The sequence below is a fragment of the Pseudidiomarina sp. genome (assembly GCF_033722695.1).
Classification (GTDB): domain Bacteria; phylum Pseudomonadota; class Gammaproteobacteria; order Enterobacterales; family Alteromonadaceae; genus Pseudidiomarina.
Window position 1 is genome coordinate 1 of sequence record NZ_JAWVYM010000024.1, and the last position, 25163, is coordinate 25163.

The following is a 25163-nucleotide window of genomic DNA, read 5'->3' on the forward strand; positions in this document are numbered from 1 at the left end:
CGATTGCAGTAAATAAAGCGATTAATGTTTTCATAATGGAGTCCTTGATCGAATTGTTCGAACGCTTTGAGTTTTTTCCGTAAGTACTTTAAAGGATAGCAGCGCTGTGCCTGATTGCAAACTTATTAACTTTACTTTTAGTTCTGTGCTAAGCCTGAGGGACGCTACCGCGCTGGGTGTGCGGGCTCGAAGATACCGGCAAAAAAAAGGCCGCTGATGTCAGCGACCTTTGGATTTAACTTGTACTCGTTGGTGCCGGAGGTGGTGGAACTACGGGCTCATTATCATTAGGACCGGTGGCAGCAACTGCGGCAATGCCAGCTGCTAATGCGATACCGCCGATAAGGGCAACCGTTGACAGGGTGCCAGCGGCCAAACCGGCTGCGGCAGCAGCTCCACCAGCACCAGCACCAGGCATAGCACCAGCAGCAGCACCAGCACCAGCACCAGCACCACCAGATCCAGCTCCAGCTCCAGCTCCGGCACCACCAGCTCCAGCTCCAGTTTGACCCTGTGGTGCTGCCAATGCGACCGGCGCTACCGATAAAGCGATTGCAGTAAATAAAGCGATTAACGTTTTCATTTTTTTATCCTGAGTACATGTTGCTCTTAATGTTAATAGATTATCAATAGTTAAAGGGTTTGCAAATAAATTTTTTGTTTATTTTTTCGGCGTTTTACCGATCCTGGTTGTTGCTGCACTGCTGGCGTACGTTAGCGAAGTGAGCGCCGCGGCGAGTAACGATAATTTAAATAACCGGCTCATTGTGAGAAGTCCCAGTGCTGTAAGAATAACGACAGCTGGTAATTCAGGTCGCGAAATCCGTTGGGGAGTTTGTCATCGGGCAGGCTGTAGAGCGTGACTGCACCTGGCTGCTTCGCGATGGCCTTTAATGCGGCATTGCTGTTATGCGGGGCCACCGGGACCTGGGTGATGGTGCCTTTGGCATCCACTGTGTACACCAGCGCTTTTTCGCGTAGCGGATGATTGATTAAGCCGGTTTCGATTGCGTCCTGCGAGCTGACATTCAGTTGTAATTCGTACCAGGCCGGCCCGGTTTCGCTGCTGCGGGCGTCGGCAAAGGTTAATTTGTGGTCTTGCGCCAGGTTAGTGCGCGCCTCGCCCAGGTTAAAGCCGTGGATATAGGTGCCGCGCAGCGGCCAGCTGTCGAACTGCCTGAGTAGTTCAGTGGCGGCGTCGGCCAGTGCGGCTTCGCCTTCAGCGCGATAGGTTTGTGCCAGCATCAGTAAGCGCAGCCGCATGCCCTGCCGGCGGGCGCTGAATTCCTGATCGAGCTTGCCGCTGTGCAGCCGGGTCAGCGGCTGATAAAACCAGCCCGCCCCATCGGCCGGCAGTGAGTTGATCACCTGCGCCATGCGCGGCTCGCCGTTAAAGTGTACCCGCAGTTGCCTGTTGTCCGTGGTGTTTACGTTCATCGTCAGCGTACCTTCCGGCCAGCTGGATGGATCTGTGACTCCTTTATCAACATAGCGGTAGGGAGAATCCGGGGTCTGCCCCCCCTCTTCCGGCTGGTAGGGTTTCACGTTCTGGATGCGGATGTAACCCAGCGATTTGCCCAGCCACTGCTTGCTCATCACTACGCGACCGCTGGTGCGATCGATATAAAATTCGTTGGTAAATGCCGGTTCGACTGAGGTTTCCTGCAACCGCAAAGTGGTCAGGGTGTCGCCGTTGGGCATGGGCAGCTGATAGTTGCTGTCGAGCACCTGATAGCTCAGCTGCGCCTGAATGCGGTTATAACGCAGATGCGGATTATACACGCTGTGGTACAGGGTGCGTGCGGTCATATCAAACGCCCAGTCGGCGCCCTGATATTGCTGCGCGCAGGAATCTGGTGCCTGCCCCCTGTTGCTGGCCCTGGCAGCCTTCTGAAAACACTCAAGCACTTGCGGGCGATTAGCGATAAAGCCGCCGCGGTCATTGGTCAGCCCGTGAATACCGACAACGCGGCCATTCAGGGTTTCCAGGATCTCGCCTGAACCCGAAAGCCACTGCAGCCGCGGTGAACTCAGGCCAAGCTCGTCGGCGCGGAGTAAATACACCAGCACCCGCGGGAAGCCATCGATTTGTACATAGGATGCTGTAAACGGAAAGTTGCGGGCGTGCTCCGGTTTGATGGTTACATCTTCAGCGCCTTTGAACGCAAACTCCAGCGCTTGCGCGGTGTCCTCGCCCAGTAGCCAGGCCCATGCCGGACTCTCTTCAGTCTGCTCATCAGCCTCAACCGCGTCAACCTCTGCATCGGGCGCAGACGAGCAGGCACTCAAAGTGAGTACGCTCAGGCACATCCCTGCAATTAACAAGAAATTGAACCGGGCTTTCAGGCTGTTAATCATGAGCATAACTTATTTTACCTGGGGTATGAAAAAAGCCACTGTTTCCAGCGGCTTTTTGATATGAGCTATTTTCTGCAACTGAAGCGAAACTTAGTTTGTCGCGGTGGTGGTGGTTGACACCTGCGTCGGAACCTCGGTATCGCTCTTGGTCAGGACCCCCAGAGTAACCCCGAGAGCGACCGCAGCAGCGCTCCATTTGGCTGTTGTCATAGCGCCGGATGCGACTGACGCCTTGACCTGGGCGATCGCCCTTCTATAAAAACTTTTGTTCCACATTTTTAATTCTCTAATCCGATAATTCTCCATGTCAATGACATACCTAAAAGAATCCGGGTGCACACCGCGAGCAATCAGATCTGATTCTGTAACACGTTCATAACTATTCGCAAACTGGTTAATCTCATTTATAGCCTCTATATCACCTGTCTTTACAGCCTCTGCATATGCTTCAGCTAACATGTCAGAACGGAAAGCCTGATGAACAGTCTTTTGAATTTCAGACTGTAATTTGGCCTTAACAGCCGCCACATCAACCTGTGGAGCAGCCTGGAGGCCGGGCGATGCGAGCAGAGCGAATGCAGTGAATAAAACGATTAATGTTTTCAATAGAAGGTCCTGATTCAACGATTTTTAATTTTTTGTTAGGTGTTTTAAAGAATATCAGCTGGAACTTTTTTTTTAAAGCATTTTCTGAGCATTTTTTAGACAGCTGTTTGCACGCATTCAGGCTTTGCGCAACTGGTTATAGTCGAAGCTGGCCCGCACCTCTTTCTGCAGCCAGTCGAGCAGCACAATGCAGCGCGAATCTCCGTCGAGCTCTATAATTTTTGCAATAAAGCCGGCAAAGGGGCCATCGTTGATCTGCACCTGATCGCCGGGTTGCAGAATGGCTTCGCTCATCGTCTTTTTTATGCTGTCAGAGGTCTCGTTGATTTGTTTGAGTTCTTCAATAAGCGCATCAGGGATAGTCGCCGGCTGGTCGCCAAAGGTGATCATCTTGGTGACGCCGTAGGTGCTGCGGATCTTGTAAAACTTGCCTTCATAGTCGTCCAGCTGCACAAACAGATAGCCCGGAAATAACGCCTCAGTAATCGGTGTGCGTTTGCCGCGGCGTAGTTTGGTGATGGTGATTTCCGGCAAAAAGGTGGTGATCTCCTGGTTTTCCAGGTTAGCGAGCGCGCGCCGCTCCTGCCTGGGCTTGGAGCGGATCACGTACCATTTGCTGGTGTTTGCTGTTGCGTTGCTCATGCTGGTTTATATTCTTTTACATTCTGTTGATGATGGCGTCGGTGGACGGATCGAAGCTCTGCTCCGCATTGCCATCGATGACTTTTAATACGTCTTTTGCGACTTTCTTACCCAGCTCGACGCCCGGTTGATCAAAGCTGTTGAGCTGCCAGATCACGCCCTGGGTAAATACCTTGTGCTCGTAGGCCGCGATGAGCGCGCCAAAGCTTTGTGGCGTCAGCTCGTCGACGTACAGCAGGTTGGACGGATGCTCGCCATGGTAATGGTCGCGCGGGCTGCCGTTGTTCTGGCCGCCAAACCATATCAGTCTTCTGTGGCTCAGGCAGTTGGATACCGCCAGCCGTTGCTGTTCTTTAAGTTGTTCCTGCACGGCCGGATGAAAGCCCGGCGCCTTGCGATGCAGCACGGCAACGAAATCAGCGGCGAACCTGTCGAAGCCCTGATGCAGATGCTGGAAGAAGGCATGCTGGCCGTTTGGGCCAAAACCGCCCCAGATGATCGGCCCGGTCGGGTGCTCGAGCTCTTCGTTGCGATAGGTGGCCTGTTTGCCGTTTGATTCCATATCCAGCTGCTGCAGGTAGTTGGGCAGGTAACGTAAGCGGCCATCGTACGGCAGTATTGCCAGGTTGTTGATGTTGCGCTCTTCACGGTTGTAGACGCCGGTTAGGGCCATGACAACGGGGATGTTTTGGGTTGGGTCGGTTTGGCTCGCGAAGTGCTCGTCCATGGCGTGGGCGCCGTCGAGCATGTTACCGAACTGGTGGCTGCCGATGGTCAGGGCGATGGGCAGGCCGATCGCGCACCACAGCGAGAACCGCCCGCCGACATCAGCCGAAAAGCTGAGCTGCTGGCTGGCCGGGATGCCGAAATCTTCCATTGCCTGGCTGTTGGCGCTGACGCCGATCACGTGGCGACTGAGCCACTGGGTTTGCGTAAGCGTTGGTTCGACCCAGGTGCGCACGGTGCGCACGTTGGCCATGGTGTCGGTGGTGCCGAAGCTTTTGCTGGCGATGATGAACAGCGTGGTTTCCGGGTCCACTATGGGCAGCACAGCGTAGAGCTGGCCGCCGTCCATGGAACTGACGAAATGTACTTTGAGGTCATGCAGTGTCGCGTCGTCGGCGAATTCTCTGAGCGCGAAGCTGCCCATCATCGGGCCGAGATCGCTGCCGCCCACGCCGATGTTGACCACATCGGTGATGGGCTTGCCGGTTGCGCCTAACCATTGTCCGCTTCTGAGCATTCTGACGATTTCGCTGAAGCGGTTGCGTCCGTTGCCGGCCTTCACCACATTGTGGATGCTGCGGCTGAGCACATGGCTGACGTTGCGGTTTTCCGTGTGGTTTTTGAATTCGCCTTTGATTAGCTGGTTTTTCAGCTTGGCAAAATCTTGCGGCAGCCTTTCGTTGGCGTACGCTTCGAGTTCCTCTGCCGTCAGTCCCTGATAGCTGTAATCCAGATTAAGATGCGGTGTTTCTATGTGCTGCATAGGTATTCTGCTCTTGTTCCTGTCCTTGATTGTTGGGTGAATATTAGCATGGAAAAGGGGGCTGACACCATATGCACGTTAGAGCGTGCGGCCTTGAGTGGGGGGCTGACACCACCTGAGGAGGGGGCTGACACCGAATGCTTTTAGGGATTTGGTGTCTAGGGCTTGGTGTCAGCCCCCTACTCCTTACCCATTTTGACGTTCCGGAATTTGTTATGCTGGTGCGACGGACCAGAGGTTTACAGCACAAGGAGAGTCGCTATGCCCCGCCCCCGCCGCCTTCTATTTCCGGGCGATTCCTACCATGTATACGACCGCGGCAACAATCGCCAGCGGATTTTTCTCGACGACAAGGACTGCACTATTTTTATGGGAAAAGCCTTTAAATATGCCGAGGAATGCAAGGTTCAGATCCATACCTGGGTGGTTATGCCTAACCATTTTCATTTTTTCGTGACGCCGTTAACGCATAAAGGGCTCAGCCATTTCATGCAGTATCTGAAAGCCGCCTACGGCTATCACTTCAATACGCGCTACGAGCGCACCGGCACGATATGGGAATCGCGCTACTGCAGTCTGCCGGTGCAGTCGACGCGCTATGCGCTGCATATTTACCGGTATATCGAGCTGAATCCTGTGCGGGCGGGCCTGGTGCGCGGGCCCCGGCAGTATCACTGGAGCAGCTATCACACCAATGCCCGCGGGGTCCCGAGTGGGGGGCTGACACCACATCCTGCCTATCGCCTGCTCGGCATCGACGAGGACGAACGACTGCACAATTACCGCGAGCTGGTGCGTGAAGCTGGTGGCACGGAGAAGTCGATGTACGAGGCTCAGGTGCATCTGATTAATACCGCGCAGAAGCATCTGGCGGCGTATGGTGATGAGGAGTTTCACAAGAGCCTGTGCGCGCGGACGGGGTTGAAGTACTGGCATTTGCAGAAGGTACTGGATACCTGCAGTGAGGAGGGGGCTGACACCGAAATGCTGAAATTGGCGCAGCAGGTGGTAAAGGGGATGATTTGAGGCTTCGACAAAACCAAAAACAAGAAGGGGGCTGACACCAAAAACCGGTGTCAGCCCCCTTCTCCAGATCTAGAAGTGGTGTCAGCCCCCTCCTCTAGTCCTGCTTATACAAATGAACATCGCGCTGCGGAAAAGGAATCCCAATACCATTCTTATCGAGCGCGATCTTGATTTCGCGCATCAGGTCCCAGCGGGTTGGCCAGTAGTCGCCGACGGCGACCCACGGGCGGACGATGAAGTTGACGGACGAGTCGGCCAGTTCGTGGACCTGAATGTTGATGGCTGGCTCAGCCATTACACGCGGGTCGGCCTGGACAACTTCCATCAGAACTTCTTTGGTTTTCAGCAGGTCGGCCTTATAGGAGACGCCGATAACCAAGTCGATGCGGCGAGTGTCTTCGCGGCTGTAGTTGGTCGTCGGCTTGCTGGTGATCTGCGCGTTGGGGACGAAAACCACTTTGTTGTCAGGCGTTTTCATAATGGTCTGGAAGATATTCACTTCCTGCACCGTGCCGGATACGCCACCCGCGTCGACATACTCACCGGCGCGGAACGGCCGAAAAATGATGATCAGTACTCCCGATGCGATGTTCGACAGCGAGCTTTGCAGCGACAGACCGATTGCCAGACCGGCCGCACCTAAGATGGCGATAAAAGAGGTGGTCTGCACGCCAACCTGCGATAGTGCCATCAGCAATGCGGCGATAAAGATCACAGCTTTGATGATAGCGCTGAGGAATGAAATCACCGCGCCGTCCATCTCTTTGCGATGCATTGCGCGGCTCATCACCTTCACCACGCTGTTGGCGACGATAATACCCGCAATGATAATGACAATGGCAACCAGGAAGCTCACCCCGTAACTGATAAGTAGCTCCTGATTTTCTTTGACCCATTGGATGATGTGGTCCATGTTCTGGTGTCCTATAAATTATAAATTAAAACTGAACGTATAGCGTCCGCTGGCATCGGCCTGACCGATTAAAACCAGTAACTCGCTGACTTCTGCCGGGGTTTCAAGGGTCGGTCTGATACTGCCCTGCAACCGTACCCGCGGCAAACTGCGCGTGCCGTGCACGGCAGCGTCGACCTGCAGTCCCAGCAGGTTCTCAGAAGGAATACTAACATTTATCGTCTGCGGATCACCACAGTCGAGGTCGGCGCGAAAGTCGCCCAGCGGCCGCCAGACGCTATTAAGCCGGACGCGGACCTGCTCGGTAAGCACGGTCGCGCGCAACGTGTCACACCAGCCGGGACTACTGAAATCATTCAGGCTGTACCGTGTTAGGTCGAGTTGCCAGTCGCCGTCAATGGTGAGTGGAAGCGGCAGATTGAGAGCTGCTGCCGACTGCGCGATATTCCCCTGAAGTTCAGCTTCAAACAGCGGTAGCCCCTGCCCCGTCAGCTGCAGCTGGCCGCTGCCGCTGATCACATTACCTGCCTGAGGAATTTCAAAGTTCAGCCCCAGCTCCCCCTTCAGCAGGAGGAGGGGGCTGACACCCCATTCGATATTTTCGAGTTCGAGCGCGGTGCCGGTGGGCAGGATAATGCGTGTCAGCCCCCCCTTCCCGTTCCAGATGGTGCCGCTGAGATTTTGCACCTGCACCATGCCGCCGCCGAATTGCTGTAGACCCCAGCCAACCAGCTGCGCCGGCGCCAGCACCACCAGGCCAATTAGATAAACCGGAAGTAACCAGAGTAACCAGCGCCAGCTCATACGCCGCTCACCTGCAGTCGGCGGACACGCACGATGCCTGGCTCAGGGCCCTCGGCCACATCAAGATTGTCGATGGTCAGGCGGCCCTGATTTTGCAGGGCGTCAAGCAGGCTCAGTAACTGGCTGAACGCGACGCTGTCGATGACCACCAGCAGGCCGGTGCTTTGCGGCTGCATACGGGTGATCTGAATGTTATTGGCGGCGGCCAGCTGGGTTACGCGCTGGGTGATGCTGCCTGTTTGAGAGCCGGCAGAGGTGGTGTCAGAGGTGGTGTCAGCCCCCTGCTCCCGGGCGGCGAGGTAGATGCCGGTATTTTCGCGCGTCCACTGCAGAGTTTCCTGCTGGGCGGCTATGGTCTGCTTGCGCTGCTCGATGCCGCTGGCGATAGGATTCCACAGCAACCAGTACACAATGGCAATGAGCATAAGCACGCCGGCGATACGAACAATCATCCGCTCGCGTTGGTTGAGCCGCTGCCAGTGCGGACCAACCAGATGCTGTCCGCGAGTTTTAAGATCGGTGAATTGCTGCTTGAATGCTTGTTTTGCGTTTGATGCGGTCATTAGTTAGCCCTCACTATCAGGGTGCCGGCCACACCGTTGGTCTGATTGCTCACCGGGCCCTGCTCTACGGTTACCCGTCCGCTGCTGTTGGCCACCGTGCGAAAGGTTTCCAGACTTGCGAAGCTATTGGCGCGTGTCTGCAGCCTTAATGTGCCCTGGTCAAAGCGCAAAAGCTCCAGCCTGACATCGCTGGCCGCTTTAAAGGCCGGCTCCAGTTCGCTGAGCATGACCAGCGGCGAATTGAGGAGGGGGCTGACACCACTTAGCTGCGCCATCTGATTGCGCAGCTGCGAGCGCACATTGACGATGCGCCGGGTATCCGGGAAGGCCGTTCGATAGGTGTCTTCGATCGCCTGCTCAAGCGCGGCGGACTGCTGCCCAAGTTTAACGTATTCAATAACTTGCGTGGTGTATCCAATCGCCAGCAGCAGCGCAGCGGCGGCGGCGGCGGGCTTCCACGGCAGGGGGCTGACACTGGTTTTGCGGCGCTTGCGCACGGGCCGGTATTGCTGTTGTCTCAGGTTGATAGCCTGGCTACGACCTGGTGTCAGCCCCATGCTCAGGGCCTGTTCTTTGGCGACTATGCTGAGCGGCACTTCGATGTCGGCCTGGTCTTTGGCGATCGCTGAGGAGGGGGCTGACACCATATTCAGCTCAGCCCGCCCGAAACAGGTCAGCACCGGAGCCTGTGCGCCCGGATCATCCAGCGGAAGCTCGGTAAAGCCCTCCAGGCCCATCTCGTGCAAGGTGCTGGCATCGGTGGCGAAGCCGTCCCAGGCGCCGGTGCGCACAATCACGTCGTTGCCGAGTTGCATTGCGAATAACTGATGGCCACCGGGCACCGGCAACATAAACACGTCGGGATAGAATTCGTCGGCATCGATGCCGGCTTTATCGAGCCATTCCAGCCAGCGCTGCATGGCGCTATGCGCGACCACGGCAACCGGCAGCGGACGCTCAATGCCGCCGGGCCTGGCACCGGCGGGCCAGGAAAAGTGTAAATCGCTGATATCACTGGCCAATTCGTCTTCAAGCGCGTTCGGGACCAGTTGTGGCAGCAAGCGTTGCGAGCCGGCAGGCAGCACGGCCTGGGTCAGCAGCACATCCTGGCCTGGCACAAATACGATGACCTCGCGGTGGCGGGCGCGCTCTTCGAGCTGACCCAGATCGACGACGCTATTGAGTTCGCCGCTCGCGATCAGCTCGCGCTGGCCCGGATTCCAGATCAGCCAGCTGACGGGTGCGGTGGTGGTGTCAGCCCCCCCCTCGATGGTGTCAGCCCCCCCCTCAACAGACGGCAAGCGTATAAATAACTGTTCCATATTATTCTCCAAACCCGCGATAAACGGTGGTGACGCCTTCGGGCGTTACCAAAAACTGTGACTGGGCGCCGAGGGTCAGTTCGCCGAACCGGATTTCCGCCTGTAGTCCAAAATATTCACTGGTGACGTTCAGATCGTCAAGGGCTGTGCCTAAATTCAACGCGACCGGTGGTTGCGCGCCGCCCCCCAGATTCGGGTTGAGTTGCGCGGCGGCGGCGCTGGTTAATTCCGGCGCGCCACGGGCGTCATCCAGCGACTCATAGCCCGAATCAGGACGACCCGCCAAAAACCTCGCCGCATCATCCAGGCTCATTGCGCCCAGGGTCGCGGCATACAGCAAGGCACCGTGGTCTTCGTCTATGGTATTCACATTCAGCTGCAATTTAGTGTCACGCGGCAGTACACAAACGTAGGGCTGCAGCGCCAGATACAGATCCTGCGACACACCACGCACCAGCCGGAACTCGCTGATATGGCTCATCATGCCATTTGCCGCGCGATACGGAAACCGCAGCGATTCATAATCGGCATCTTCGGCACCGTAACTGCCGCTGAGCTCACTGTCGTCATCCAGCCAGTCGGCCAGGCTGTCCACCACCACGTCGATTGTATAACTGTCCGGCTCTTCGAGAGCTTCAGTCATCAGCATGCGCAGCTGGGCTTTGCGCCGTATCAGTAAATTTCCGTTGTCCTGCGGCACTCTTAAAGCGTTGAGATTAAAGCAGGCCTGCAAGTCGGTTATTATCCCGCCGATAGCACCGCCTTCAACCGGATACAGCTGGGCGTTCTGACTCTGCTGATACCACTGCTGGCCCTGATGCACCACGCCCTCGGAATCCTTTATTTCAGTCAGCAGCAGATCTTTGACAATTTCTTCGGCGCTCAGCGCGTACCAGTAGGCTTGTTCAGCTTCCTGAAAATTGGCCGTGCGTACCACGCTGGTCTGCATCCGGCCGCTCATGTTCACCGCGATCACCGATACCAGCGCGACCACGAGCATTACGATGATGAGTGCAACGCCGCGTTGCTGCTTCATGGCTGCCCTCCTCCCCCGCCAGAGGGGGGGGCTGACACCTCTGAAGGGGGGGCTGACACCCTTTCTTCGAATTGCCCGCCATTCAGTAAAAATACCCGCCGCATCAGGCCCCAACGTTCAGTATCCAAAGTAATTTCAATCGCGTCAGGCAACGCCTGCGGCTGCTCCCAGGTATCTTTCCAGCCGCCAGACCCACCGCCGCTGAACGTGGAAGTGGTGTCAGCCCCCCCCTCAACCGGCGGATGAAACCGCACCTCCAGCGACCGCACACCATCCATGATCACTCGTTCGATGGGCTCTTCGCTGCCGCTCACGTCGACATAAAGAAAGTGCTCACGCACCAGCTTTTCGTCGCGCACTGTGTAAAACACCGGCTGCAATTCGCTGCGCGGTAGCAGTGCCGCGGGATTGAACCAGCCGCTGCGCACGAAAGCCAGCCGCTCGTCATCATAGAATAAAAACCGTCCGGTGGCGTTCGCCCGCGGCACGATCTGGCGGATGTCCTGCTCAATCGTCAGCATCGCGTACTGCAACTGCTGCAGCCGCGCGATGCTTTCTTCGCTTTGCTCACTGCTGCGCACCATGGTATTGACCACGTTCGAAGACGCCAGTCCGATAATCGCGAGAATCGCGATGGTCACCAGCACTTCAATCAGCGTAAAGCCGCGCTGCCGGGTCATGGCGCCGCCCCGGAGCCCGTGGTTACAGTAATGGTGTCAGCCCCCCCCTCGCGCGGTGGCCCCAGATACCGCCCGACCTGATGCAAAACCTGCCCGTCGGGCTCCAGTCGCACCTGCACCACCATCATCACCACATCGTCGGTGGCGGTTTCGGTCACGTCGAGATGCCAGTGCCATTGCAGATCAGCGAACAGCTCGCTGCCCGTAGTATTGTCTTTCGGCGGATATTTCAGCGACTGCTCCGCCAGCACGTTGGACGCCACATAGCGTGCCAGCGTCTTGTCCTGCATATAGCTCAGATTTGACAGCTGGTTGCTGCTGGCGTACACCGCGGCCAGTGCGGCCAGCGCGAAAATTGCCAGCGCCGCCATCACTTCCACCAGCGTAAAACCCTGGCACGCCTGGTAGCCCGGTATTCCACTTCGGGTCTGACCCTTAATCCACATTGGATCGCACCTGCAACTCATACCCATCCACCGACTCAATCACCCAGCTAACCGCTCCGGCATCCATCATATTAATCAGCTTCAGATTAAATACCGGCAGCCCGCCGCTGCCAAAAATGTAGAGCATTTCGCCGCTCTCGCGCGCCTTCTTGTCGCGGCCTTCACCGTCATCTTCGGGCTGAAACAGGCCATCGCGATCGTCGTCCTGCGTCAGCAGATCAACACTGTCTACACGCAACTCCAGCCGCATATCCTGCGGGATAGAATTTGGTGTCAGCCCCCTGCTCGATAACGGCTGCCACTGCCCCTCCTTCCATTGCACGAAGCGGTAGTCCTGCTCCCATACTTCCAGTGCCAGCACCGCGTGGCGCACCATGGCGTACTCGCGGGCGTATTGCAGCTGGGTGTGCAAAGCGAGGGCGGTGTCAGCCCCCCCCTCATCGGTATCGTCGGGGATGACGAAGGTGACTGCCATAGCCATCAGGGCGACGATGACCATCACGACCATCATCTCAATGAGGCTGAAGCCCCGCATGTGCGGGGCGGCTGTTTTAGCCTTGGTCACGTCCGTCCAGGTTCCAGTTGGTGATGTCATCTTCGGTGCCGGCCTGGGCATCAGGACCAACTGAGAAGACATCAACCTCGCCGTGCTCGCCCGGGCTCAGCAGCAGATATTCTGAGCCCCATGGGTCGGTTGGCAGACGTTTGATGTAGCCACCACGACGGTAGTTGCGTGGCACTGGGTCGATTGTTGGCTCACGTACCAGTGCTTCCAGGCCCTGTTCCGTGGTCGGATAGCGGCTGTTGTCCAGCCGGTACTGGTCCAGTGCGTTTTCCAGCTGGCCGATGTCGGTGATGGTTTTCTGGCGGTCAGCCTGTTCACCGGCGCCAATGACGTTTGGCAGAATCAGCGATGCCAGCACGCCGATAATGGCCACTACCACCATGATCTCGAGCAGTGAAAAACCTTGTTGTTTCGTTCTCATATCTGTACCTCATTTCCAATGTGTAGCCCGTGTTTCTGCCACGGGGATAATCATCAATATGCGCCAACGCGTTACAGTCCGACGGCTTGATTCAGCTGCAGAATCGGCTGAATAATCGCCATCACAATCAGCAGTACTATGGCTGCCATGACCACGATGAGTGCGGGCTCGAAAATTTTCAGCGACACATTCATGGTGGTTTCAAAATCGCGGTCCTGATTGTCGGCGGCACGCGCGAGCATTTGCTCAAGCTCACCGCTTTTCTCGCCGGCGGCAATCATGTGCAGCATCATCGGCGGAAATAATTTGGTTTCTGCCAACGCTGCGCGCAGCGACGCGCCTTCGCGCACCCGGGCCGCTGCATCTTCGACAGCAATTTGCATGGCTCGGTTCGTTAATACCCGCCCCGTTATACGCAAACCGTCCAGCAGCGGCACGCCGGAGCCGGATAAAATACTCAGGGTACGGGCAAAACGCGCGGTATTGACGCCTTTGATCACCCGCCCGACCAGCGGCATTTTCAGCACCATGGCGTCAAATTTGTCGCGCCGTTTCGGCTCGCGCAGGAGTTGCTTGCCTACTAGCAGTGCAATCACCAGCGCGATCAGCGCATAGATGCCGTAGGTCTGCAAAAAGTTGCTGACGGCCAGCAGGAATGTCGTGGTCGGCGGTAACGTCTGGTCCAGCGTCGAAAACTGCTCAACGATATTGGGCACCACCGACACCAGCAGGAAGATAATCACGCTCATCGCCACCGCGGTTAGCACGAGCGGGTATACCAGCGCCTGAATCAGCTGACCTTTGAGACGGTTGCGCTGTTCGGTGTAATCAGCCAGGCGCTCAAGTACGCGCTCGAGATGGCCCGAGCGTTCGCCGGCGGCCACCATCGCGGTGAACAGCTTATCAAATACATGGGGATATTCGGCCATGGCCTCGGCCAGGGAGTAGCCTTCGACGACCTTGGAGCGCACTGCCATCAGCAGGTTTTGCAGGCGCGGCTTGTCGGTTTGTTCAGCCACCGCCAGCAGACACTGTTCGATGGGCATGCCGGATGCGATCAGCGTCGCCAGCTGGCGGGTGATCAGGGCCAGATCTGATGCTTTGATGCGCCGTACCCGCCCTTGTTGCCACCATTTCTGGCCTTTGCTTTCGCTCGACGCTTTGCGGGTCTCTTCGGCTATCTCGACATGAAATGGTGTCAGCCCCCCCTCTCGGAGTTGCTGGCGGATCTGGCGCTCGTTGTCGCCTTCGAGTACGCCGGTTTTCTTGCGGCCCGCGGCGTCCAGCGCCTGATATGCATATGCCGCCACTGCTTACTCCTCGCGCGTTACGCGCAATACTTCTTCGAGCGTGGTCAGGCCGGCGGCTACTTTGGCCAGGCCGTCGTCGCGAATACTGGGCGTATGCTGGCGGATGTATTTTTCGATAGCCTGCTCGCCATGGCCGGTGTGCACCAGGTCGCGCACTTTCTCGTCCACCACCAGCACTTCATGGATGCCGGTGCGGCCGCGATAGCCGGTGTGGTTGCATTTGTCGCAACCTTTGGCGCGGTGCAAGGTTCCGACCGGCGCACCGTCGAACATTGCGAGTTCTTCAGCGCTGGGTTCATAAGCTTCGCGGCAGTGGGTGCACAGGGTGCGCACCAGGCGCTGCGACAGCACCGCCAGCAGCGATGAGCTCAGCAGAAACGGCTCGATGCCCATATCTTCCAGCCGCGTGATGGCGCCGGAGGCGGTATTTGTGTGCAATGTCGACATCACCAGATGCCCGGTCAAACTGGCCTGTACGCCGATCTGCGCGGTTTCCACGTCGCGGATCTCACCAACCATGACCACGTCGGGATCCTGCCGCAGTATGGCGCGCAATCCGCGGGCGAAGGTCATGTTCACTTTTGGGTTCACCTGCATCTGGCCGATGCCTTCAATCGCGTACTCGATCGGGTCTTCAACCGTCAGAATGTTGCGATCGCGCGAGTTTATCTCCGCCAGGCCGGCATACAGGGTGGTACTTTTACCCGAGCCCGTGGGGCCGGTGACCAGAATGATGCCATGCGGCTTTTTAATCAGCTCGGCAAACACCTTACGGTTGGCTTCGGTCATGCCCAACTGCGCCAGGTTCAGGCGCGCGTTGTTTTTGTCGAGCAGACGCAGCACCACCCGCTCGCCGTGATTGGACGGCATGGTAGATACCCGCACGTCGACGGCGCGACCGGCGATCAGCAGGCTGATGCGACCATCCTGGGGCACGCGTTTTTCGGCGATATCCAGCTGCGCCATAACCTTGATCCGCGACACCAGCAGTGAACTCAGCTTGCGGTTCGGGCGGATGACTTCGCGTAGCACGCCGTCGATTCGGAAGCGCACCAGCAATTCTTTTTCGAAGGTCTCAATATGGATATCCGAGGCGCCTTCCTTAATGGCTTCGCTCAGCATGGCGTTGATGAGCTTGATGATGGGCGCATCGTCTTCGCTTTCCAGCAGATCTTCGGTCTGTGGCAGTTCGTCCGCCAGCGAGAACAGATTCGGCTCGTTGCCGATATCTTCCATCAGCTGTTTGGCTTCGGACGAGCCGCGCTGATACGCCTGGGTCAGAATCGCCTCAAAATCATCATTGCTGTGCCGCTGCACGCTGAACGCCTGCCCCAACACCCGCCGCACTTCCCTTAGGGCTTGCGGCGTCACACTCTCCCGGCAATGCACCACATACCTCGCGGACGCGGACGCGGAGGAGGAGGAGGAGGAAGAGGGGGCTGACACCACTTTAGTGGTGTCAGCCCCCTCTTCAGAAATGGTGTCAGCCCCCTCTTCTTCGATCGCGACGACGACGCCAAAACGCTTGGCGAAGGCGAATGGCAGGCGTTTGGGCGCGATGCGGGCGGCGACTTCAGCGATCTCAGTCATTGCCTGAACCTTCGTTCATTTCTTGCTTGCTCTTATCATTCATATACTGCTCAAATTCCGGCGGCAGTGTCAGCGGTCCATCCCATTCCGGCAGCACCGGGGTGGGCGTGCGCGGCATCAGATCCACGCCTTCTTCCTGGCGCAGCAACTGCTCGGCGCGGATGTAGTTGTATTTGCGACTGCTCATACCCAGCGCCGTGGCGCGGTCGCGCACAATCGTGGGTTTCAGGAACACCATCAGGTTACGCTTCTGGCGCGAGGTCGAGGTGGAGCGGAACAGATGCCCCAGCAGCGGAATGTCACCCAGCAGCGGCACCTTGGACACGCTTTCCTGCACATCTTCATCAATCAGGCCGCCGAGTACAATGGTCTCGCCATCATCAGCCATAACCACCGTTTTCAACTGGCGTTTGTTGATCGTGATATCCACCGAGGTCGCGCCACTTAAGCTCGATACTTCCTGTTCGATGACCATCTGCACGCCATTGCCTTCATTGATCTGCGGCGTCACTTTGAGTTTGATACCTATGTCTTCCCGTTGCACCGTCTGGAACGGGTTGGAATTGTTATCGCCAGCGGTTGATCCCGTGATAGTGGGCACTGACTGACCGACCAGAAATTCGGCCGCTTCATTGTCCAGGGTCATAATGCTGGGCGTCGCCAGGATATTGGAATTGGTGTTGGTCGAAACTGCCTGCAAAATCGCGCCCCAGTCATTTTTGACCACGCCGATCATCATGCCGTTCACGTTGCCCAGCAACTGGGCCAGCAATTCGACGTTACCGCGCTCAGGCGGTTGTTCGGTGGTGACCACGTTGCCATCAACGATGGTAGTGGTGGTGCCGCGGTCACGTTCCTGGGCCATGTAGGCGCCCGCTGCCAGTTGCCCGATAGGGACCTGCCGGCCGTTGTTGTACTGCACCATGCCGCCGTCTTCGGAAATCCACTGCAGGCCTAAATCGATGCCGTCGCCTTCCATCAATTCAACGATAATGGCTTCAACATGCACCTGCGCACGGCGGATATCCAGCTGCCGGATGACGTTCTCAAGATTGCTCAGCAGATCCGGTTGCGCGGTAATAACCAGCGAGTTGCTCGACTCATGGGCGGTGATGCTGATGTCCTTGCCACCCCGGCGCTGACCGGCATTTCCGGCCGCTGTTGCCACGCCACTCTCAGCGGCAATGCTGTCGCTGACGCCTTTAAGTACCTCAACCAGATTTTCGGCTTTGGCGTATTTCAGGTAGTAAACGCGGGTGTTGCCTTCAGTTTTAAGATCTTTATCCAGCTGCCGCACGAGCTTAACCACCCGCTCACGCGCCCGCGGGTCGCCACTGATAATCACCCGGTTAGTGCGCTCGTCAGCGACTACTTTCGGGATCAGTAATGCCGGCGTGCCGTCGGTGGCTTTTTCATAAAGTGTCATGGCGATGCGCACCACTTCGGATGCTGACGCGTATTCGAGGTTGACGATGTCGACGTCCTGATTGCCGGCACGGTCCACCCGTTCAATAATTTCCACCAGGCGCTGAATGGTTTCGCTGCGGCCAGTCAGCATGATGACGTTCGACGGATCATAGCTGACCACGTTCCCGCCACCGGCCTGATCGTTCAGCAACCTTAATAAAGGCGCCAGTTCGCGCACGCTCACGTTTTCTACCGGTACGACGCGGGTCACCAGGGTATCGCCAGCCAGGCTGTCGTCATCAACTACGGGCAGCGCGCCGTTGCGGGCGTCTTTGTCGCGCATGACTTTAACGACGCCCGACTCCATGGTGACGGTAGCAAAACCGTACACATCGAGGACGTTCAGGAAGAATTGCCAGTACTGGCTTTCGGTCATCACATCGTAGCTGCGCACATCAATACGGCCGCGCACATCAGGGTCGATAATCATGGTCAGGCCGAGGTTGCGGCCGACAACCTGAATGAATTCGCTGATGTCGGTGTTCTTGAAGCTGGCGGTATATTCGACCGGGCCGGTGTTCTGCTGCGGGTTCTGCTGGGCGCCCTGCTGCTGCGGAGCCGCTTCGGCAATACTGCTGGCACTGGTACCGAGAATAAGTGCCAGGCTCATGGCCACTGTCGTTGTCAGAAAAATTGTGCGCATGCTTGTTCCTTTTATTCTAATTGCCCCGGGCTTCATCTGGAACGGTGAGCTCGAGGTCGATATATTGGCCGTCACGATTTACGGTCACGATGATGCTGTCCATACTGGCCAGATCGCGGGTCATGCTCATGGCGGTGCGGATATCCGTCAGATCCTGACCATTGATGGCCACCGCTAAATCCCCGCTGACAAAGCCGGCTTGGTTAAATAATTCTGGCGTGGGCCCCGGACGCAGCCGGTAGCCGACAATCTTAGCGCCATCGCGCGCCGGCGAAATCGATACATACTCAAGAATGCTGGCCGGATTCTCCGCCACCTCCTCAACCACTGAGGAGGGGGCTGACACCGGCCGGCCGGTGTCAGCCCCCCTCTCTAAAGTCAAAGAAAGGCCCGGCCCGAGTTCGCCTATGCCTTCCAGTTCGAGGGTTTCGAGGCGGCCCTGGTTATTGAGGATAACGCGGTCGGCGTAGATTTCTTCAACGGTTACCTGTGAGCCGCTGAGCTGGTCGCCGATGGCGTAGACTTCCTGCTGGCCGCTGCGTTCAATGATGGCGGCGGAATGCTGCGGGTAATTACTGGCGGATACGCCCAGCAGCCGCACGTTAAGGCTGGTTTTGGGCGCCGACGCGATGCGCTGTTGTGTCGGTGCGGCGGCATCGCCGAATAGTTTCAGACCGGCAATGGTGCTTACGTTTATCTGCGGGTTGCTGGCCTGACGCGCGGGCGCTAAAGGCCCGCTGACTGGCTCGGCCACGGGGGTCAGCAACTGCCATGTCAGCCGCGCGAGCAGCCAGGTGGCCAGCAGTGCCGCGATGGCCGTCAGGGTCCACAGGCCGTAGCGCCATAAAGTCGGCGGTCGCAGGCGGTTAATCAGTTGATTCATTGTTGGTCCGATACTCTGTTTCTGCTTTCGTTATAATTTTGTGAAGTAGCAAGTCCATTTCCATTCTAGCCCTTTCGTATCTAGCTGAACAGATCAAATTGGTCGAAATCTGATATAATGAAGGCACTTTTATATCAGCACCTTTTGACCATAAGATGACACGCTATGAATTATCCCACTGACCAACTCCTACGCTATAGTTTCATTGACCGCGATGTGCGCGGTGAGCTGGTGCAACTGAGCAGCAGCTACCAGCGAATGCTGTTGGGTCATTCCTATCCGGCGCCGGTGCAGCGGTTGCTCGGCGAGCTGATGGCGGCCACGTCGTTGCTGGTCGCGACACTGAAATTTGAGGGGCATATTGCCATTCAGTTGCAGGGCGATGGTCCGGTAAACTTTATCGCGGTAAATGGCGAGCATGATCAGCAACTGCGTGGCATTGCCCGTTTGCGCGCTGACCTGGAGCCGCATCACGATAATCTGCGCAGCCTGATGGGCAAGGCACAGCTGGTCATCACCTTAACGCCGACCCGTGGCGAGCGCTATCAGGGTGTGGTCAGCGGCGAAGGCGACAGCATTGCGGAAATTATCGAGGGCTATTTTACCCAGTCCGAGCAGCTGCATACGCGGCTGTGGCTGTTTGCCGATGGTGAACACGCTGCCGGTATGTTCCTGCAGGTGATGCCGTCGGCCGGATTAGACCTGGAGGGCTTCCGGCATCTGGAGACGCTGACCGACACCATTACCCCGGCGGAACTGTTCACCCTGCCCGGCGAGGAGGTGCTGGTGCGCTTATACCACGAGGAGCAGGTGGAATTGTATCCCGCTCAGCCGGTGAGCTTCCGCTGCGGCTGCTCGCGCGAACGCACTCTTGAGGCGCTGGCCAGCGTGCCCGCCGACGAGCTGCAGGAAATCCTCGCCGCCGAAGGCATCATCAGCATGACCTGCGAATACTGCCGCACCGAATACCGCTTCGGCCCCAACGATTTGTAAACATGTAGCCCGTGGTTCTACCACGGGTAAAACACTGGATGATGTATTCGGATCTCACGAGCGGTAATTATGGATAATGTCAGATTAGATAAATGGCTATGGGCAGCGCGTTTTTTCAAGACGCGGAGCCTGGCACGGCAGGTTGTGCAGGCCGGCAAGGTGCAGGTTGACGGGCAGAAGGCCAAACCGGCCAAAACCATCACCGTCGGTCAGCTGATCAAGCTGCCGCGCGGTTACGATGTGATGGATGTCGAGGTGCTGGAGCTGAGCGAACAACGCCGCGGCGCGCCCGAGGCGCAGAAGTTGTATCGCGAAACCGAAGAGTCGGCGGAGCGCCGCGAAAAAAATGCTGAGCTGCGCAAGATGAACGCGCTGCTAAGCCCCCACCCCGACCACAAACCCGACAAACGCGAACGCCGCCAATTGATGCGCTTCAAAGAGCAGGATTAACCCCCAACCGTAGCCCGTGGTTTTACCACGGGGTTATTTGCGTTTGATGTAGCGCATGAGGCGTTTGCGCTTGCGGACCTGGCTGTCGCTGAGCTTGTTTTTGCGGCCGGCGAAGGGGTTTTCCGAGTCGCGAAATTCGATTTTGATGGGCGTGCCCATGATGCCCAGCGCCTTGCGGAAGAAGTTGATCAGGTAGCGCTGGTACGAACCGGGCAGGCGCGTGACCTGGTTGCCGTGAATGATGATGCGTGGCGGGTTGTAGCCACCGGCGTGAGCATATTTCAGCTTCACGCGACGACCACTGACCAGCGGCGGCTGATGTTCATCGGCTGCCATTTCAAGGATCTGTGTCAATTTCGAGGTATTAATACGCTGCGTCGCGCTCTCATAAGCCTCGCGCACCGAGTCAAACAAATTACCGACGCCGGTACCGTGCAGGGCTGAGATAAAGTGCAGCCGGGCGAAATCCACAAAGCCCAGGCGGCGATCCAGTTCGCGTTTAATTTCATCACGGTGATCCGATGACAAGCCGTCCCACTTATTCACCGCGATAACAATCGAGCGGCCCGCGTTCAGGGCAAAGCCAATCAGGTTGAGATCCTGGTCTGAAATGGTCTCGCGGGCATCGACGATACACAACACCACGTTGGCATCTTCAATCGCCTGCAGGGTTTTGATCACCGAGAACTTCTCAACGGTTTCGTCAATCTTACCGCGACGGCGCACGCCGGCGGTGTCAATCAGGATGTACTGTTTGCCATCGCGCTCCATCGGAATATAAATCGAATCGCGGGTGGTACCCGGCATGTCATACACCACCACCCGCTCCTCGCCGAGGATACGGTTAGTTAGTGTTGACTTACCCACATTCGGACGGCCGACAATGGCCAGTTTTAACGGCAGGGATTCGTAGTCGATCTCATCGTGGGCGAGATCTTCAGGGGTGTCAGCCCCCCCCTCTTCAACCCGAAGTTCGGGGTAGTCGTCCAGCAGCGGCCGAAAACATTTATCCAGCAGTTGCTCAACGCCGCGGCCATGGGCAGCGGCGATGCCGTACACGTCACCTAAACCCATTTCGAAGAAATCGGACTGCGCGACTTCAGCGTCGATACCGTCGATTTTATTGGCGACCACATAGGTTTTTTTATCCACTTTGCGCAGATATTCAGCCAGCGCGCTGTCGGCTACGGTAATGCCGTCGCGGGCATCGACCATAAACAGCACCACATCGGCTTCGTCGATAGCGCGCAGTGACTGACCGGCCATGGCCGCGTCGACGCCCTCTTCGTCGCCGTGAATACCAGCGGTGTCGATAACAATAAACTGATAGCCGTCGTAGTTGGCCTGGCCGTATTTGCGATCGCGGGTTAAGCCCGGAAAGTCAGCGACCAGAGCATCCCGGGTACGGGTAAGCCGGTTGAACAGGGTTGATTTGCCCACATTGGGGCGGCCGACCAGGGCCACAACGGGTAACATGACGAATTAAATCCTTACCGCGAGTAAACTGCCGTCGCGTAGTTGAACATAGAGTGTATCGCCTGCGACTACCGGGCTGACATACACAGAATTGCCGACTTCGAGCCGACCGGCCATAACACCGGTACTGGCATTGAGAAAATGCAGGTAACCAAAGGCATCACCAACCACCACATAGTTACCAAAGCGCACCGGGCCAGTCACCTGACGACCGGTCAGATCACTGTTGCTCCAGATCTCAACACCGTTATTACTATCCAGAGCATAAATGGTATCGGCGGTATCCGTCAGAAACAGCCGGGTGATGCTCAAATCAAAGTTATTGAAAGACGCATACTCACGCTGCCACAGGATCCGGCCGCTGGAGAGCTCAACTGCGGCAACCTGGCCGTTGTAGGCGATACTGTAAACGGCGTTGCCCTGTACCTGCGGCTGCACATCTGCATCCACCAAACGTTGCAGCTCGGTCGCACCCTGCGGGACTGCCAGCGGTGCAACCCAGGCCTGCTGGCCATTATTGAGTACTGCTACGGTCAGTTTGCCGGTCGCGGTGCCGAACAGCGCGCCGCCACTACTAATGGTCGGTGCTGAGGTGCCACGCAGACTAAGCGGCGGCACTTCGGTATCCATAGTCCACTGCTGCTCGCCGGATTCTTCCAGCAGACCAACCAGCTTACCGGCGGTGGTGTTAACCACCAGGTAACCTTCGCCTACGGCCGGATCGGCCAGCACTTCGCCGTCGATCTCAGTGCGCCAGACTAAGCTGCCATCGGCCATGCTCAGGGCCATCACCGAACCGTTTTCGGTACCAAAAAATACCCGTTCATCGTTAGCGACCAGACCGCCCGCGATGCGTGCGCTGTCGCCCGGCATCATCCAGCCACCGGTGTCAGCCCCGATCATTTCGCGTACATCCACCCGCCATAAACTGGCGCCAGAAACCCGGTTAAAGGCCTGTACCACACCACGCCGGTCAGCGGCAACAATTACGTCACCTGCCACCGCCGGGTTCAGCCGTGAATAGTATTCGCCAACGCCCTTACCCACTGACGCTTCCCAGACGACTGACGCAGTGACCGTCGCATCAATGGGCTGCAATTCTTTGTAGGTCAGTTCATCGTCGCCAAAAATAGAACAGCCGCTGGCCAGCATTGCTGCCAGGGCGAGCGCACCGAATTTCAGGGGTTTCGTAAAGATTGTTTTAGCTAAGCTCATGATTCCGCCGGAATGCTGTTGAGTTTAATTTCGGCCAGCGGCGCGGTGTTTTCACTGGCGTCGATCGCTGCCTGATAAGCCGCGCGGGCACCGGCCTGATCGCCTTTGGCCAGCAGAATGTCACCACGCAGTTCGGCCACCATGGCCGCGAAACCTTCTTCTGAGGTTTCGGCAATCGCGTTCAGGGCCGCATCATGCTGCTCCTGCGCCAGCAATACACGTGCTTGCCGCACATCAGCAACCGCCTGCAGTTCACCACTGGCGTTGTCACGAACGGCTTGCAGCGCGGTCACCGCAGTGGCCAGTTCACCAGCCGCTACTGCCTGACGGGCTAGTTCAAAAGCAGTCAGGTGCGCGTAGGTGTCGTCGCTGTTGTTCTTAATAAAGTTCTGGGCATCAACCTGCGCTCCTTCAGTGCCAGCTTCGAGGCTGGCAACCAGGCTTTCAAATTGCTCTGAGGCCGCTTCTTTTTGCGCCATGGTATGCGCGTCGTAGTAACGCCAGCCGTAAAACAGGCCAAAACCAATCACCAGACCGGCGATAATGCCTTTGCCATGCTCGTGCCAGAAATCCTTTATTCGCTGAACTTGTTGGTCTTCAGTTTCCACGCGCTTAATCCTCTTTAAAAATCGTTATACGTTATTCGACGTTAGCCAATTAACCCGGCCAGCTCAGCCAGGTCGGTAAAGTTTTTGTCCGCATCCCGCTTCCGCAGGTGCTTGAACTGATATTCCAGTTGCCCATTCACATCACAGTCGACAATCAGGGCATAAGTAGCCCCTGACTTATCGGCTTTTATCAGCTTCTTCTTCAGATTCTGAGTGCCTGAGTGCAGCATTACTTTTAAGTCGGTGTGCTGATCACGAGCTTGTTCGGCAACAGCCGGCAGTTTTAGTTCCGCCCGCTCGTCACCGGCCAGCAGGTATAAATCAACCACTGTCGACGCCGGAATGCGATCCTGGCTTTCCAGCAACAACACCAGCCGCTCAATCCCCATAGCAAAGCCCACCGCCGGGGTCGCCTTGCCGCCAAGCTGTTCCACCAGGCCATCGTAGCGGCCACCGGCGCAAACTGTACCCTGGGCACCCAGTTCAGTGGTCACCCACTCAAACACAGTGCGGTTGTAATAGTCCAGGCCGCGCACCAGTTTCTCATTGAATACACACTTTACGCCGGCTGCTTCCAGGCGCGCGGTCAGGCCTTCAAAATGCGCACGGGATTCGTCATCCCAGTAATCTGACAGCCGCGGCGCATCCACCAGCAGCGCCTGGGTTTCCGGCGATTTACTGTCCAGAATGCGCAGCACATTGCTGTCTAAGCGGCGCTTGGAATCTTCATCCAGCGCCTCTTCGTGTTCACGTAAATAGTCGCGCAAGGCCTCGCGATAGCGGGCGCGCGCTTCGTTCGAAGCCAGCGAGTTAATCTGGAGTTCGAGTTGATCGGCGATGCCAAATTCCTGCCACAGCCGCGCTGACAGCAGAATCACTTCGGCGTCGATATCCGGGCCGTCCATACCAAAAGCTTCGATACCAAACTGGTGGAACTGGCGGTAGCGGCCTTTCTGTGGGCGTTCGTGGCGGAACATCGGCCCCATGTACCATAACCGCGGAGTCTGGTTATACAACAGACCATGTTCGTTACCGGCGCGCACGCAGCTGGCGGTGCCTTCCGGACGCAGGGTCAGGCTGTCGCCGTTGCGATCATCAAAGGTGTACATTTCTTTTTCGACGATATCCGTTACTTCGCCGATGGAACGCTTGAATAGCTCCGTGCTTTCCAGCACCGGCATGCGGATCTCCTGATAGCTGTATTGCGCTGCCACTTTGCGGATCACGCCTTCAACATACTGCCATGCGGGACTTTGCCCGGGCAGGATGTCGTTCATTCCACGTATTGCCTGAATCGTTTTTGCCACGGTAATTACATCTGCTGTTGTTGATCGGTGAAAACCGGTTTAAAAATCGCGACTAGTATAGCGCAGCTTTAGCTTTGCTTCACCGGAATCTGCTCGGCTTCGAGGCGTTTGACCCTGGCGCGGATATGCCGCTCCAGCTGGTCAACCAGGTCGGTGTTATCGAGGCGCTCTTTCTGGCGTTCGCCATCGAGGTAGAAGCCGCTTTTGCTCTTGGCGCCGGCCAGGCCGATGTGCGAAATCAGGGCTTCGCCCGGGCCATTGACCACGCAGCCAATAATGGACACATCCATCGGCACCACTACGTCTTCAAGCCGCTGTTCGAGGGCGTTGACGGTACCAATCACGTCAAA

General features: G+C 57.1%; 26 protein-coding genes. 3 read left to right on the plus strand and 23 right to left on the minus strand.

What is annotated here, in order from left to right:
• Positions 1 to 324: 324 nt before the first annotated feature.
• From R3196_RS08630 to pgi, 5 genes are all read right to left on the minus strand, one after another.
• Positions 325 to 489, minus strand: coding sequence for a hypothetical protein (locus R3196_RS08630; RefSeq protein ID WP_318936370.1), 165 nt, complete (start codon positions 487 to 489; stop codon positions 325 to 327).
• 273 nt (positions 490 to 762) lie between these two features.
• The gene (locus R3196_RS08635; RefSeq protein WP_318936371.1) at positions 763 to 2364 is read right to left on the minus strand and encodes a YjbF family lipoprotein; all 1602 of its coding nucleotides are present in this window, start codon (positions 2362 to 2364) and stop codon (positions 763 to 765) included.
• An 84-nt stretch (positions 2365 to 2448) separates the two neighbouring features.
• The gene (locus R3196_RS08640; RefSeq protein ID WP_318936372.1) at positions 2449 to 2964 is read right to left on the minus strand and encodes a hypothetical protein; all 516 of its coding nucleotides are present in this window, start codon (positions 2962 to 2964) and stop codon (positions 2449 to 2451) included.
• 117 nt (positions 2965 to 3081) lie between these two features.
• Positions 3082 to 3606 carry a transcription/translation regulatory transformer protein RfaH gene (rfaH, locus tag R3196_RS08645; protein ID WP_318936373.1) on the minus strand — a complete coding sequence of 175 codons (525 nt, stop codon included), beginning with the start codon at positions 3604 to 3606 and terminating at the stop codon, positions 3082 to 3084.
• Positions 3607 to 3622: 16 nt separating this feature from the next.
• Entirely contained in the window at positions 3623 to 5125 is a 1503-nt protein-coding gene (pgi, locus tag R3196_RS08650; protein WP_318936395.1) for a glucose-6-phosphate isomerase, read from the minus strand.
• Between the two features lie 231 nt (positions 5126 to 5356).
• On the opposite strand from pgi, the gene R3196_RS08655 reads away from it, so the two are divergent.
• Entirely contained in the window at positions 5357 to 6121 is a 765-nt protein-coding gene (locus R3196_RS08655) for an REP-associated tyrosine transposase (RefSeq protein ID WP_318936374.1), read from the plus strand.
• 94 nt (positions 6122 to 6215) lie between these two features.
• On the opposite strand, the gene R3196_RS08660 is transcribed toward R3196_RS08655, so the two are convergent.
• The 13 genes from R3196_RS08660 to gspC all read right to left on the minus strand — a co-directional run bounded on the left by R3196_RS08660 (position 6216) and on the right by gspC (position 18764).
• The gene (locus R3196_RS08660; RefSeq protein ID WP_318936375.1) at positions 6216 to 7034 is read right to left on the minus strand and encodes a mechanosensitive ion channel family protein; all 819 of its coding nucleotides are present in this window, start codon (positions 7032 to 7034) and stop codon (positions 6216 to 6218) included.
• 18 nt (positions 7035 to 7052) lie between these two features.
• Positions 7053 to 7838, minus strand: a complete 786-nt coding sequence (locus R3196_RS08665) for a type II secretion system protein N (protein ID WP_318936376.1) — start codon at positions 7836 to 7838, stop codon at positions 7053 to 7055.
• The gene (locus R3196_RS08670) at positions 7835 to 8401 is read right to left on the minus strand and encodes a type II secretion system protein M (protein WP_318936377.1); all 567 of its coding nucleotides are present in this window, start codon (positions 8399 to 8401) and stop codon (positions 7835 to 7837) included. Before R3196_RS08670 ends, R3196_RS08665 begins: the two co-directional genes overlap by 4 nt.
• Positions 8401 to 9723 carry a type II secretion system protein GspL gene (gspL, locus tag R3196_RS08675; protein ID WP_318936378.1) on the minus strand — a complete coding sequence of 441 codons (1323 nt, stop codon included), beginning with the start codon at positions 9721 to 9723 and terminating at the stop codon, positions 8401 to 8403. The genes R3196_RS08670 and gspL overlap by 1 nt, the downstream gene beginning before the upstream one ends.
• A gap of 1 nt (position 9724) precedes the next feature.
• Positions 9725 to 10759, minus strand: coding sequence for a type II secretion system minor pseudopilin GspK (gene gspK / locus R3196_RS08680; protein WP_318936379.1), 1035 nt, complete (start codon positions 10757 to 10759; stop codon positions 9725 to 9727).
• On the minus strand, positions 10756 to 11439 hold the full coding sequence (gene gspJ / locus R3196_RS08685; protein ID WP_318936380.1) for a type II secretion system minor pseudopilin GspJ: 684 nt from the start codon (positions 11437 to 11439) through the stop codon (positions 10756 to 10758). Before gspJ ends, gspK begins: the two co-directional genes overlap by 4 nt.
• Positions 11436 to 11885, minus strand: a complete 450-nt coding sequence (gspI, locus tag R3196_RS08690; RefSeq protein WP_318936381.1) for a type II secretion system minor pseudopilin GspI — start codon at positions 11883 to 11885, stop codon at positions 11436 to 11438. The genes gspJ and gspI overlap by 4 nt, the downstream gene beginning before the upstream one ends.
• The gene (locus R3196_RS08695; protein ID WP_318936382.1) at positions 11875 to 12480 is read right to left on the minus strand and encodes a Tfp pilus assembly protein FimT/FimU; all 606 of its coding nucleotides are present in this window, start codon (positions 12478 to 12480) and stop codon (positions 11875 to 11877) included. The genes gspI and R3196_RS08695 overlap by 11 nt, the downstream gene beginning before the upstream one ends.
• Positions 12437 to 12871 carry a type II secretion system major pseudopilin GspG gene (gene gspG, locus R3196_RS08700; protein ID WP_318936383.1) on the minus strand — a complete coding sequence of 145 codons (435 nt, stop codon included), beginning with the start codon at positions 12869 to 12871 and terminating at the stop codon, positions 12437 to 12439. The genes R3196_RS08695 and gspG overlap by 44 nt, the downstream gene beginning before the upstream one ends.
• 71 nt (positions 12872 to 12942) lie before the next feature.
• Positions 12943 to 14181 carry a type II secretion system inner membrane protein GspF gene (gspF, locus tag R3196_RS08705; RefSeq protein WP_318936384.1) on the minus strand — a complete coding sequence of 413 codons (1239 nt, stop codon included), beginning with the start codon at positions 14179 to 14181 and terminating at the stop codon, positions 12943 to 12945.
• Between the two features lie 3 nt (positions 14182 to 14184).
• The gene (gene gspE, locus R3196_RS08710) at positions 14185 to 15771 is read right to left on the minus strand and encodes a type II secretion system ATPase GspE (RefSeq protein WP_318936385.1); all 1587 of its coding nucleotides are present in this window, start codon (positions 15769 to 15771) and stop codon (positions 14185 to 14187) included.
• On the minus strand, positions 15764 to 17881 hold the full coding sequence (gspD, locus tag R3196_RS08715) for a type II secretion system secretin GspD (RefSeq protein ID WP_318936386.1): 2118 nt from the start codon (positions 17879 to 17881) through the stop codon (positions 15764 to 15766). The genes gspE and gspD overlap by 8 nt, the downstream gene beginning before the upstream one ends.
• Before the next feature lie 16 nt (positions 17882 to 17897).
• Positions 17898 to 18764, minus strand: a complete 867-nt coding sequence (gspC, locus tag R3196_RS08720) for a type II secretion system protein GspC (protein WP_318936387.1) — start codon at positions 18762 to 18764, stop codon at positions 17898 to 17900.
• Between the two features lie 165 nt (positions 18765 to 18929).
• Between gspC and hslO the strand changes: the two genes are divergently transcribed.
• Both hslO and hslR read left to right on the plus strand, forming a co-directional pair.
• Positions 18930 to 19757 (plus strand): Hsp33 family molecular chaperone HslO, encoded by an 828-nt coding sequence (gene hslO / locus R3196_RS08725; RefSeq protein WP_318936388.1) that lies wholly within the window; start codon positions 18930 to 18932, stop codon positions 19755 to 19757.
• A gap of 69 nt (positions 19758 to 19826) precedes the next feature.
• Positions 19827 to 20207: a ribosome-associated heat shock protein Hsp15 gene (gene hslR / locus R3196_RS08730; RefSeq protein ID WP_318936389.1), complete on the plus strand. Its 381-nt coding sequence runs from the start codon at positions 19827 to 19829 to the stop codon at positions 20205 to 20207.
• A gap of 33 nt (positions 20208 to 20240) precedes the next feature.
• Here hslR and der read toward each other — a convergent pair whose 3' ends face one another.
• The 5 genes from der to R3196_RS08755 all read right to left on the minus strand — a co-directional run.
• Complete coding sequence (gene der / locus R3196_RS08735; protein ID WP_318936390.1) at positions 20241 to 21683, minus strand: ribosome biogenesis GTPase Der; 1443 nt, start codon at positions 21681 to 21683, stop codon at positions 20241 to 20243.
• A 6-nt stretch (positions 21684 to 21689) separates the two neighbouring features.
• A complete protein-coding gene (gene bamB, locus R3196_RS08740; RefSeq protein WP_318936391.1) occupies positions 21690 to 22898 on the minus strand; it encodes an outer membrane protein assembly factor BamB in 1209 nt (402 codons plus the stop codon).
• The gene (locus tag R3196_RS08745; RefSeq protein ID WP_318936392.1) at positions 22895 to 23506 is read right to left on the minus strand and encodes a YfgM family protein; all 612 of its coding nucleotides are present in this window, start codon (positions 23504 to 23506) and stop codon (positions 22895 to 22897) included. Before R3196_RS08745 ends, bamB begins: the two co-directional genes overlap by 4 nt.
• Before the next feature lie 41 nt (positions 23507 to 23547).
• Complete coding sequence (hisS, locus tag R3196_RS08750) at positions 23548 to 24813, minus strand: histidine--tRNA ligase (protein WP_318936393.1); 1266 nt, start codon at positions 24811 to 24813, stop codon at positions 23548 to 23550.
• A gap of 68 nt (positions 24814 to 24881) precedes the next feature.
• Positions 24882 to 25163 (minus strand): flavodoxin-dependent (E)-4-hydroxy-3-methylbut-2-enyl-diphosphate synthase (locus R3196_RS08755; RefSeq protein WP_318936394.1); only part of this gene is annotated, 282 nt, incomplete at its 5' end.